The organism is Mesorhizobium sp. M1328 (genome assembly GCF_040318075.1).
Taxonomy (GTDB): Bacteria; Pseudomonadota; Alphaproteobacteria; order Rhizobiales; family Rhizobiaceae; genus Mesorhizobium.
Genome location: NZ_JAMYLO010000006.1, coordinates 47611 through 59545, shown reverse-complemented (window position 1 = coordinate 59545; position 11935 = coordinate 47611). Strand labels below are relative to the sequence as shown.

Annotated in this window: 9 protein-coding genes; all 9 read right to left on the bottom strand. The window is 63.8% G+C overall.

The features are described 5' to 3' along the window. Positions 1-99 precede the first annotated feature (99 nt). From murB to NKH23_RS14250, 9 genes are read right to left on the bottom strand one after another with little or no spacing between them, the layout of a single operon-like run. Positions 100-1065, bottom strand: a complete 966-nt coding sequence (gene murB, locus NKH23_RS14290) for a UDP-N-acetylmuramate dehydrogenase (protein ID WP_352716806.1) — start codon at positions 1063-1065, stop codon at positions 100-102. Next, positions 1062-2468 carry a UDP-N-acetylmuramate--L-alanine ligase gene (gene murC, locus NKH23_RS14285; RefSeq protein WP_352716808.1) on the bottom strand — a complete coding sequence of 469 codons (1407 nt, stop codon included), beginning with the start codon at positions 2466-2468 and terminating at the stop codon, positions 1062-1064. Before murC ends, murB begins: the two co-directional genes overlap by 4 nt. After that, on the bottom strand, positions 2465-3592 hold the full coding sequence (gene murG / locus NKH23_RS14280) for an undecaprenyldiphospho-muramoylpentapeptide beta-N-acetylglucosaminyltransferase (RefSeq protein WP_352716810.1): 1128 nt from the start codon (positions 3590-3592) through the stop codon (positions 2465-2467). The genes murC and murG overlap by 4 nt, the downstream gene beginning before the upstream one ends. Position 3593: 1 nt before the next feature. Beyond that, a complete protein-coding gene (gene ftsW / locus NKH23_RS14275) occupies positions 3594-4745 on the bottom strand; it encodes a putative lipid II flippase FtsW (protein ID WP_352716811.1) in 1152 nt (383 codons plus the stop codon). Then, positions 4745-6145, bottom strand: coding sequence for a UDP-N-acetylmuramoyl-L-alanine--D-glutamate ligase (gene murD, locus NKH23_RS14270; RefSeq protein ID WP_353034986.1), 1401 nt, complete (start codon positions 6143-6145; stop codon positions 4745-4747). The genes ftsW and murD overlap by 1 nt, the downstream gene beginning before the upstream one ends. An 8-nt stretch (positions 6146-6153) precedes the next feature. Continuing rightward, on the bottom strand, positions 6154-7236 hold the full coding sequence (gene mraY / locus NKH23_RS14265; RefSeq protein ID WP_023676767.1) for a phospho-N-acetylmuramoyl-pentapeptide-transferase: 1083 nt from the start codon (positions 7234-7236) through the stop codon (positions 6154-6156). Between the two features lie 24 nt (positions 7237-7260). Continuing rightward, positions 7261-8694, bottom strand: coding sequence for a UDP-N-acetylmuramoylalanyl-D-glutamyl-2,6-diaminopimelate--D-alanyl-D-alanine ligase (locus tag NKH23_RS14260; RefSeq protein ID WP_352979858.1), 1434 nt, complete (start codon positions 8692-8694; stop codon positions 7261-7263). After that, complete coding sequence (locus NKH23_RS14255; protein WP_352912756.1) at positions 8691-10145, bottom strand: UDP-N-acetylmuramoyl-L-alanyl-D-glutamate--2,6-diaminopimelate ligase; 1455 nt, start codon at positions 10143-10145, stop codon at positions 8691-8693. Before NKH23_RS14255 ends, NKH23_RS14260 begins: the two co-directional genes overlap by 4 nt. A 54-nt stretch (positions 10146-10199) precedes the next feature. Continuing rightward, positions 10200-11927, bottom strand: a complete 1728-nt coding sequence (locus NKH23_RS14250; protein ID WP_352912755.1) for a peptidoglycan D,D-transpeptidase FtsI family protein — start codon at positions 11925-11927, stop codon at positions 10200-10202. Positions 11928-11935: the final 8 nt, after the last annotated feature.

The window sequence follows — 11935 nt, the reverse complement described above, 5'->3', positions numbered from 1 at the left end:
TCGCTGGCAAGTGCTTACGATTCCGATGGATTCACTTTCCGCAAAAACGGCAGCAAAATGTGAATTCATGAGTCCGAAAGGCAACGGCGGTCGGCTTGCCTAAAGCAACTGCCCGAGAAATTCCTGGACGGCATGGCCCGGCCGAAAATTGCCGATGCGCTTGATCTCCCACTGCAGCCGGATGCCCGATCTTTCGAGCACACGCGCACGCACCGTCTCACCGAGATATTCAAGCTCGTAGCCTGTGGCCGTTCCGGTGTTGATCATGAAGTTGCAATGCATCGGCGACATCTGCGCCCCACCGACCATCAGGCCGCGGCAGCCGGCCTTGTCGATTTCCTTCCAGGCCGAGGTGCCCTCGGGATTCTTGAAGGTCGAGCCACCCGTCTTTTCGCGGATCGGCTGCACGGTCTCGCGATGGTTCTGGACAGCATCCATCGCAGCCTTGATCGCCGCCTTGTCCTCGAGAACGCCTTCGAGCAGCGCCGATGTGAAAATCAGCCCGGACGGCGCTGCGGAATGGCGATAGGCATAGCCCATGTCGGCATTGCTCAGCGTATGAACATTGCCCTTGCGATCGAGCGCCCGCACCTCGACCACACGCTCGCGCGTCTCGACGCCATTGGCGCCGGCGTTCATCCTCAGCGCTCCGCCGATGGCGCCGGGAATGCCGTGGTAGAAATGAAAGCCACCGATGCCCGCATCATAGGCGACGGTCGCAAGGCGCTTGTCGGGTGTCGCGGCGCCCGCCTTGATCGTGGTCGGCGCAATCACTTCGGTCTCGCCAAAGCCCTTGGCCGAAAGCCGGATGACAAAGCCCGCAATGCCGCCGTCACGGACAAGCAGGTTCGAGCCGACGCCGACGATGGTCAGCGGAATTTCCTCCGGCACCGCCTTCAGGAACGCGGCAAGATCGTCCTCGTCGGCCGGCTGGAACAATGCGTCCGCGAGCCCGCCGGCTCGAAACCAGGTGATCTTGTCCATCTCGGCATTGGGCGTGATGCGGCCGCGCAGTCCGGCAAGCCGGTCGCCAAGCTTCTCGATCAACGCCTGGCCGCGCATCATGAGATGGTCCCGCCGAGTTCCTTGGGCAGCGCATAGGCCCATTGGGTGATGTTGCCGGCGCCGAGGAAAACGACGAAATCGCCCGGCTTCGCCACCTCGCGCACGATCGGCGCAATCGCCGCCGGACCCTCGATGTAGCGTGCGTCGCGATGGCCGCCGGAGCGGATGCGCGACACCAGTGCGTCGGACGTAACGCCGTCGATCGGTTCCTCGCCGGCCGCATAGACGGGCGCCACCATTACCGTATCGGCGTCGTTGAAGCAGACGGAAAACTCGTCGAACAGATCGCGCAGCCGGGTGAAGCGATGCGGTTGGGTAACGGCGATGATGCGGCCCTTGGTAGCGCTGCGCGCAGCCTTCAGTACCGCCGTGATCTCGACCGGATGATGACCGTAATCGTCGAACACATCGACACCGTTCCACGAACCGGTATGGGTGAAGCGCCGCTTGACGCCCGCGAAGGACGACAGACCCTTCTTGATTGCCTCAGCCGAAAGGCCGAGCTCATGCGCGACGGCAATCGCCGCCGTCGCATTGGAGACATTGTGGCGCCCGGGCATGGGCAGCCGCAGACCTGATATCGTTATCTGGCCGTGCGTCTTGCGGTCGCGGATCACCACGTCGAATTCCGAGGTCGGGCCGTCCATGCGGTGATTGGTGAAGCGCACGTCGGCCTGCGCATTTTCGCCATAGGTGATGACGCGCCGGTCCTCGATGCGGCCGACCAGCGCCTGCACCTCGGGATGATCGGTGCACATCACGCCAAAGCCGTAGAACGGCACATTCTCGACGAACTGGCGAAACGCCTCGCGCACTTTGTCGAAGGAGCCGTAATGGTCGAGATGCTCGGGGTCGATATTGGTGACGACGGCAATCTCGGCCGGCAGCTTGAGGAAGGTGCCGTCGCTCTCGTCGGCCTCGACCACCATCCATTCGCCGTCGCCCATGCGGGCATTGGTGCCATAGGCATTGATGATGCCGCCATTGATCACCGTCGGGTCGAGCCCGCCGGCATCGAGTAGCGTCGCCACCATCGAAGTCGTCGTCGTCTTGCCATGCGTGCCGCCGATCGCGACCGCCTGCCGGAAGCGCATCAGCTCGGCCAGCATTTCGGCGCGCCGGACGATGGGGAGCAGTTTCTCGCGCGCGGCCTTCAGCTCCGGATTGGATTTCTTGATCGCCGTCGAGACGACAACCACTTCGGCATCGCCGATATTCTCGGCGTGATGGCCGACGAAGCATTCGATGCCCTTGTCGCGCAGCCGCTGCACATTGGCGCTGTCGGCCTGATCGGATCCCTGCACCTTGTAGCCGAGATTGTGCAGCACCTCGGCGATGCCGCTCATGCCGATGCCGCCAATGCCGATGAAATGCACGAGGCCGATCGTCTGTGGCATCTTCATGCGCGCGTCTCCTTCCTGAATTCCGAAACGGATTTCCTGGACGCAATAGCCTCTGTCAGATCGGCGAGCAACCGCGCTGCGTCCGGTTTACCGGACGATTTCGCCGCCGCAGCCATTGTCGCCGCCCTGCCTGGATCATCCATCAGCCCGCCGACAAGCGCAGCGATCCGCTCCGCCGAAAGCGTGGATTGCGGATACACCTCGGCGCCACCCGCTGCGGCAAGGGCGGCCGCATTCGCCGCCTGGTCGTGGTCGAGCGCGTGCGGATAAGGCACCAGCAGCGCCGGCCTGCCGATCACCGCGATTTCCGATACGGTCGACGCGCCGGAGCGCGACATCACCAGATGCGCCGCCGCGAGCCGCGCCGCCATGTCGGTGAAGAAGGGCGACACCTCGGCCTCGATGCCAAGCGCAGCATAGGCGGCTTTCACCCGCGTCACATCGTCGGCGCGAGCCTGCTGCGTGATCGCCAGTCGCCTACGCTGTGCATCGGAAAACCGGGCGATCGCCGCCGGCACCGCATCGGAAAAGAACTGCGCGCCCTGGCTGCCGCCAAACACCAGAAACCGGAACGGCTCTTCGCCGGCCGATGCAGCATAGGGTGTATTTGCCGCTTCCAATACTTGCGGCCTGACCGGATTGCCGGTGGTCACCGTCTTGGCGCCAGTGGCACTGATGTCTTCCGGCAGGAACCCGCCGGCAACGGCGTCGACGCGGCCGGCGAGCGCCCGGTTGGCGCGGCCCATCACCGCATTCTGCTCGTGGATCAGCGTCGGCACCTTGCGCCGGGTCGCCGCGTAAAGCGGCGGCAGTGTCGGATAGCCGCCGAAGCCGACCACGATGGCGGGCTTGATGCTGGCGATGACGGCCGATGCCTGCCTAACCCCGCGCCAGATTTTCCAAAACGCGGCGAGCATGGCAAAAGGATTCTTCGAGCCCATCGTCGCCGACTGGATCGGATGGATGGCGGCCGCCGGGAACTGCCCGGCAAAGCGCTCGGCACGGTCGTCCGTCGCAAGATGCACCGTCCAGCCGCGCCTGGTCAGTTCATGTGCCAGCGCCTCGGCCGGGAACAGATGTCCGCCCGTTCCGCCCGCCGCGAGAAGGATAACCCCCTTCGCCATCTCACTCCGCCGGCATCGCACGCGGCGGCGGCATGAAGCCCAGCTGCTTGCGCTTTTCCGGGCGCTTGCGCGTCAGCGCCAGCACCATGCCCATCGAGATGGCGATCGCGATCTGCGAAGAACCGCCGTAGGAGATGAACGGCAGCGTCATGCCCTTGGCCGGCATCAGCTGCAGATTGACGGCCATGTTGATGACCGACTGCAGCCCGAAGACCGTGACCAGGCCGCCCACCGCGTAGCGGGTGAAATCGTCCTGCTCCCTGAGTGCCGTGTTGAGACCGCGCAGCACGATGAAGCCGAAGATGGACATGATGAAGAAACACATGATCAGCCCGAATTCCTCGCCGGCGACGGAGAAGACAAAGTCGGCATGGCTGTCGGGGATGACCCGCTTGACGGTACCCTCGCCTGGCCCGACCCCGAACCAGCCGCCATTGATCAGCGCCTCGCGGCCCATGTCGACCTGAAACGTGTCGCCCTCGCCGGTCATGAAGCGGTCGATGCGGCCGGCAACGTGCGGGAACACCGCATAGGCGGCGAACACGCCGCCGACGCCGGCAGCACCCAGCGCGACGATCCACAGCCACGGCAACCCGGCCATGAAGAACATCACCCCCCAGGTGCCGAGCACCAGCATGGTTTGCCCCAGGTCAGGCTGCGCCACCAGCAGCGAGATGACCAGCGCAAGCAGCAACATTGCGAACAGATTGCCCGGAATGTCGGGCTGCCGCTTGTGCTCGGCGAACAGCCAGGCGCAGATGATGACGAAGGCCGGTTTCAGGAACTCGGACGGCTGGATCGACAGGCCGGCTAGCGACACCCAGCGCCGCGCGCCCTTCACCTCGACGCCGATATAGAGCACCGCCACCATCAGAAACAGCATGATGCACAACATGACCAGCGCCATGCGCCGGATCTGCCTGGATTCAAGGAACGAGACGGCCAGCATTACCCCAAGCGCCGGAATGGTGAAGATAATCTGGCGTGTCGCGAAGTGGAAACTGTCTAGCCCGATGCGCTCGGCCACCGCCGGGCTTGCGGCGAAGGACAAAACGATGCCGAGCCCCATCAGCGACAGGAACGCCGCCAGGAACCAGCGATCGATCGTCCACCACCAGGTCGCCACAGGGCTTTTGTCGAGACGGCTTTGCATTATCGTGTCCCTCCGATGGGCTTCACGCCATCAATGGCGGTTGCGGCTTGCCTGAACGCCTCGCCGCGGACTTCGAAATTCTTGAACTGGTCGAAACTGGCGCAGGCCGGCGACAGCAGCACCACTGCCTCGCCGCTACTATCCCTGGCCGCTTCGCGAGCGGCGTGTTCGACTGCCGCCGCCAACGTGCCTGATATCTCGTAGGGCACCGCTTCGCCCAGCGTCGCGGAAAAGGCCGGCGCAGCTTCGCCGATCAGATAGGCCTTGGCGATGCGCGGGAAGAAGCCGCGTAACGGCTCGATGCCGCCCTCTTTCGGCAGGCCGCCGGCAATCCAGTAGATACGCGCAAAGCTCGACAGCGCTGGTGCAGCGGCATCGGCATTGGTCGCCTTGGAATCGTTGACGAACAGCACATGGCCCTTGCGGCCGACCTGCTCCATGCGGTGCGCCAGCCCCGGGAAACTCTCCAGTCCGGACTGGATTTCGCCGAGCTCGAGCCCGACCTTGAGGCAGGCGGCGGCGGCGGCCAGCGCATTCTGCGCATTGTGCTGGCCGCGCAACGAGCCGATGCCTTCGAGGAAGGCGACCCGGCTGTAGCGGCCGTGCACGGCTTCCATCAGGTTGGTGCCGTCGGCGAAATAGCCGTCGGTCAGCGGCAGGCGCTTGGAGATCCGAATGACCTGCCGGCCCGCTCGCTCCAGCCGATCGGCGATCTGGGCGCACCAGGAATCGTCGACACCGATGATTGCCGTCTCGCTGCCGGCCACCAGCCGCTCCTTGATCGAGGCGTAGTGCTGCATCGTGCCATGGCGGTCGAGATGGTCCGGCGTCAGATTGAGCAGCACACCGGCCGTCGGATTGATCGAGGGGGCAAGATCGATCTGGTAGGAAGAGCACTCAACCACATAGTGCCGCTCAGGCTGCGGCGGATCAAGCGTCATCACCGCGCGGCCGATATTGCCGCCCATCTGCGTGTCGCGCCCAGCCAATTTGAGGATGTGCGCCGTCAATGCCGTGGTCGTCGACTTGCCGTTGGTGCCGGTGATGGCAATGAAGGGCGTTGCCGGCGCCCGCGCTGTCCGCTCGCGGCAGAAAAGCTCGATGTCGCCGATGATCTCGACGCCTGAGCCCCGCGCGAGCTCGACGGTCCAGTGCGGCTTGGGATGCGTCAGCGGCACGCCGGGCGACAGCACGAAGGCGGAAAACCTCGCCCAGTCCGCGCCGCGCAGGTCCGCTGTCGTGATGCCGAGCGCGCCGGCCTTGGCGACGCTGTCGGGATTGTCGTCCCAGGCCAGCACATCCGCGCCGCCCTCGATCAGTGCGCGCGCCGTAGCAATCCCCGAGCCGCCGAGCCCGAAGAGCGAAACGCGCTTGCCTGAAAAGGATGCGGCGGGGATCAAGCGGCCTCCTATCTGAGCTTCAGGGTCGACAGGCCGACCAGCGCCAGGATGACGGCGATGATCCAGAAGCGGATCACCACCTGGCTTTCGGTCCAGCCGAGCTTTTCGAAATGATGGTGGATCGGCGCCATCAGGAAGACGCGCTTGCCGGTCATCTTGAAGTAGCCGACCTGGATGATGACCGAGAATATCTCGACGACGAACAGGCCGCCGACGATGACCAGCACGATCTCGTGCTTGGTCGCCACCGCGACCGTGCCGATCAGCCCACCCAGCGCCAGCGAGCCGGTGTCGCCCATGAAGATCGCCGCCGGCGGCGCATTGAACCAGAGGAAGCCAAGCCCGGCGCCGATCACCGCTCCAAGGACCACCGCAAGTTCGCCGGTGCCGGGTACGAAATGAATCTGCAGATATTCGGCGAACACTGCATTGCCGGAGAGATAGGCGATGACGCCGAAGGATGCGGCGGCGATCATGATCGGCACGATCGCCAGCCCGTCGAGGCCGTCGGTCAGGTTCACCGCATTGCCGGCGCCGACGATGACGAAGCACGAGAACGGGATGAAGAACCAGCCGAGATTGACGAGAAACTCCTTGGCGAAAGGGAATGTCAACGATGACGAGAAGGGCGCCTGGCCGTTATGCATGATCACCCAGGCGGCGATGCCTGCGATGACGAATTCGAGCCCCAGCCGCGCTTTGCCGGAAAAGCCGAGATGCGATTGCTTCGTCACCTTGAGGTAGTCGTCGTAAAAGCCGATTGAGCCAAATCCCAGTGTCACCAGCAGCACCACCCAGACGTAGATGCTCGACAGGTTCGCCCACAGCAGCGAGGAACCGACGATGCCGGACAGGATCATCAGTCCGCCCATGGTCGGCGTTCCCGCCTTCTTGAAATGCGTCTGCGGCCCGTCGGCGCGGATCGGCTGGCCCTTGCCTTGCCGCAGCCTCAGCGAATTGATGATGGTCGGTCCGAAGATGAACACGATCAGCGCCGCTGTGATCAGCGCTCCGCCGGTGCGGAATGTTATGTAGCGGAAGACGTTGAAGACCGAGATCTTGTCCGCAAATTCGACGAGCAGTGTTAGCATGCGCTTGCGTCCCCCGGACCGATCCTAGGTCTGTCTGCTGGTTGTGGCTTCCGCCGGAAACGTGCCGAGCAACGCCTCGACCAGCTTTGAAAAGCCTATGCCCTTCGACGATTTGATCATGACCACGTCGCCGGGCTTCAATTCCGATAGAAGAACCGGTTTCAGATCTTCCGCGCCGGCGCGGTACTCCGTCCTGATCTCGCCGGGCAAGACGTCGGCCAGCGCCCGCATTTCCGGACCGCCGAGAAAAACCGTGCGCGTGTCGGTGCCGACGATCAGGTCGGCAAGCGCGGCATGCAATTTCGCCGAATGGCTGCCGAGCTCGAGCATATCGCCGAGCACGGCAATGCGCCTGCCTTCGCCCGACACCGGTGTCGTGTTGAGCAGTGCCATCGCAGCGCTCATCGACGCCGGATTGGCGTTGTAGCTCTCGTCGATCAGCGTGATCGGCCCCTTGGGATGACGCAACACATAGCGCTTGCCGCGTCCGCGTTCGGGCGAAAGATCGGCCAGCGCCTGCGCAACCCTGGTGACGTCGGCGCCGACCAGATGCGCTGCACCCAGCACCGCCAGCACATTCTGCACCATATGGCGGCCCGGCGCGCCGATCCTGGCGACGATCTCATGCCCGCCAATCTTAGCGGTGATGACGGAGTGATCGGCATTGAGCTCGCATTTGATCAGTTTGAAGGTCGCCCGGGCATTCTCGCCGAACCCGTAAACATGCTCGACGCCGGCCTCTTTCGCCAACTTCTCCAGCAGCTTCCAGCGCGAGTCGTCGCGGTTGAGAAGGGCAGCGCCACCGGGCTCCAGCCCTTCGAAAACCTCCGCCTTGGCCTTGGCGATCTCGTCCATGTTGCGGAAGAAGCCGAGATGAGCGGCGGCGATCAGCGTGATGATGGCGACATGCGGCCGGACCATCTTGACCAGAGGCCGGATCTCGTCCGGATGGTTCATGCCGATCTCGAAGACGGCATAGTCGCAATCCTGCGGCATGCGCGCCAGCGTCAGCGGCACACCCCAGTGATTGTTGAACGACTGGGCCGATGCATGCACGGTACCGACCGCGGAGAGAGCGTGTCGCAGTGCTTCCTTGGTGGTGGTTTTGCCCGCCGATCCGGTCACGGCAATCACCCTCGCGTTTGAGCGTGCGCGCGCGGCAACACCGAGCTTTTCCAGCGCGACGAGCACGTCTTCAACAACGATCATCGGTGCCGTCAGCCGTCCCAGCGACGGCAGCTTGCCCTCGGCGACGACCAGCACGCCGGCGCCCGTCTTGATGGCGGCGGTGACGAAATCATGGCCGTCCATGGCCTCGCCCTTGATGGCGAAGAAAGCGTCTCCCGGCTGCAGGCTGCGGCTGTCGATGGAAATGCCGGCGATGCCCTCAGGCATCGGACCGAGCGGCCGGCCATCCATGGCGGCAACCAGCGCCTCGGAGGTCCACAGATAGCTCACGCCGCTTGCTCCCGCAGCGCCGAGCGAACTTCCTCATGGTCGGAAAAATGCAGGGTCTCGGTGCGGATGGTCTGGCCTTCCTCATGGCCCTTGCCGGCCACGATCAGCGTGTCGCCAGCGTGAAGCATCCCGACCGCCTCGTGGATGGCCTTGCGCCGGTCGCCGATCTCGATGGCGCCAGGTGCGGCCGCGAGAATCGCGGCGCGGATCGTCTCGGGGACTTCCGAGCGGGGATTGTCGTCGGTGACGATGACGACGTCGGCCAGTCTTGTGGCGATCTCGCCCATGATCGGCCGCTTGCCCCGGTCGCGATCACCGCCGCAACCGAATACGACGATGACGCGGCCGGTGGTAAAGGGGCGCACCGAAGCCAGCACGTTTTCCAGCGCATCCGGCTTGTGCGCGTAGTCGACATAGACCGGCGCGCCATTGGCAGCCGTCCCAACGAGGTCGAGCCGCCCCGGTGCACCCTTCAATTTCTCTAGCGCTATCAATGCCTTGGCAACAGATGTTCCAGTCGAAATGGCGAGGCCCGCTGACACCAGCGCATTGGCGATCTGGAAGTCGCCGGCCAGCGGCAAGTCGACTTCATGGAGAACGCCGTCAACTTCGACCTCGGCGCGTTGGCGGTGGCGCTCGTGCTCGACCCGCTTCAGCCGCAGGAAATCGCCGTGGCGGCCGACCGTCAGCACGTTCAGTCCCGCTGCCCGCGCCGCCTTGATCGTCGGCTCCGACCACGGGTCATCGGCAAAGATGATGGCCGGCGCGCCCTTCGGCAGCAGCGCGTCGAACAGACGCAATTTGGCGCGATGATAGTCCTCGACCGTCGGATGATAGTCCATATGGTCGCGGCCGAGATTGGTGAAGCCGCCGGCCGCAAGCTTGACGCCGTCGAGCCGGCGCTGGTCGAGGCCATGGCTGGACGCTTCCATCGAGGCGTGGGTGACGCCGGCCTCCGCCAACTCCTTGAGCAGCCTGTGCAGCGCGACCGGATCCGGCGTGGTCAGCGAGCCATATTCGTTGCGGCCCGGCGCCACCACACCGGTCGTGCCGATCGAAGCGGCGACCAAACCCGCCTGCTCCCATATCTGTCGGGTGAATGCGGCGACGGAGGTCTTGCCGCTGGTGCCGGTCACCGCGACCATGGTTTGCGGTTGCTTGCCGAAATAACGGGCAGCACTCAGCGCCAGCGCAAGGCGCGGATCGTCTACGACAAGAACTGGAACTGGCAGCCCGGCGACCGCACTGCCCTTGCCGACCACGATCGCTGCAGCGCCGCGGCTCGCGGCATCGGCTGCATAGGCTGCGCCATCCGCCTTGGAGCCGGTGAGCGCGAAAAAGACGACACCCCGTGTTACCTGGCGGGAATCCGACGAAATCCCTGTAACCTCCATGTCGAAGGAAGCTGTCCCCCCGACAGGCAGGATACCGGCTAGATTTTTCAGCTTCATCGAACCCCGTTCATCGCAACAAAATAGCGCGCAGTTGCCGGCGCGCCCCAAGAATCATTGATAGGAAACCAGCGTTGCACCATTTTCATGGCTGAAATCTGGCTTCACGCCAAGCATGGAAGCCGCACGTCGGATGATGTTTGCAGCCATGATGCCCGCGTTCGAGGCGGCCGTAGCACCCATGCCGGGCTTTTCCGGCTTCGGTTCGTCGGCGATCGTAAGCACTATGTATTGCGGATCGTCCATTGGGAAAGCCGCAACGAAGGCGTTGAAATTCTTTTCCTTCGAGTAGCGGCCGTTGACGACCTTCTCCGCCGTTCCCGTCTTGCCGCCCACCCGGTATCCTGGCACCCGTGCATTGCGGCCGGATCCCTTTTCGGCATTGAGTGCATAGAGATAGCGCATGCCCTCGACGGTCTTGTCGCTGACCACTTTCTTGGCCACCGCCATCGCCTGCTCCTGCGTGCGCGGCAGGAAGGTCGGGTCCATCAGATAGCCGCCATTCATCAGCGCGGCGCAGCCGACCGCTGTCTGCAGCGGCGTCGTCGACACGCCGTGGCCGAAGGCGATAGTAATCGAATTGACCTGCTTCCAGACCTTGGGCTCGGTCGGCCGAGCGACTTCCGGCAGTTCGGTCTGCATCTTCTCGAGGATTCCCAGGCGATGCAGGAATTCGCGGTGTCCGTCGATGCCAACCGCTTCGGCTTCCTTGGCCGAGCCGATGTTGGACGAGTAGATGAACACTTCCGGCACCGACAGCACCCGGCCTTTGCCATGGAAATCATGGATGGTTTGATGGCCGATCCTGATCGGGCGCGACGCGTCGAAGCGGCTTTGCAGCGTTATCTTGCCGGAATCGAGCGCCATGGCGGTGGTGAAGCTCTTGAAGGTCGAGCCCATTTCGTAGAGGCCGGCCGACATACGGTTGAGCCGGTCCTTGTCCTGAGCGTTATAGGGATTGTTCGGATCGAAATCCGGAACCGAGGCCATCGCCAGCACCTCGCCGGTCTTGACGTTGAGCACAACGGCGCCCGCCGCGATCGCATGGTACTTTTCCATGCCGGTGGCGACCTCGTCACGCAGTATATGCTGGACGCGCAGGTCGATCGAGAGCTGCACCGGCTTCAAATCCTTGGCTACCGCCAGGCCCGACGCCTGAAGGTCGCTCAAACCCTGTTCGTCGATGTATTTCTCCATGCCGGAGATGCCCTGATTGTCGATGTTGGTGAGGCCGACAATGTAGGACGAGGTTTCGCCGGCCGGATAGAACCGGCGCTTTTCGGTGCGGAAGCCGAAGCCGGGGATGCCGAGCTGCATGATGTCGGCCTGCTGCTTCGGTGTCAGTTGACGCTGCAGCCAGACGAAGCCGGCGCCGCTCTTCAGCTTGTTGTATGTCTGCTCGTAGTCGATCTCGGGAAGTACCGTCGACAGCTTTTCGATCGCCTCGTCGGCATCGACGATGCGGCGCGGTTCGGCAAACAGCGACGCGGTCTTGATGTCGGTCGCCAGCACTTCGCCGTTACGGTCGACGATGTCGGGTCGCGATGCCGTCACCCGGCTCTGCGGGCCGCCCGACAGGTCGGGATTCTGGAAACCCAGATAAACCAGCCGCCCGGCAATGGTCGAATAGATGCCGAAGAACACCGCCATCGTCATGACGATGCGGGTCCTGCCCTTGCCACCGGTCGCCTTGCGGGCACCTTCGACCACGATCGATCCGCCCGCGCCGGGCTTCGAACCGCGCTTCAGCAGCCTCCCAATCTTTGGAAATCTGGCAGCCATTGGAAATC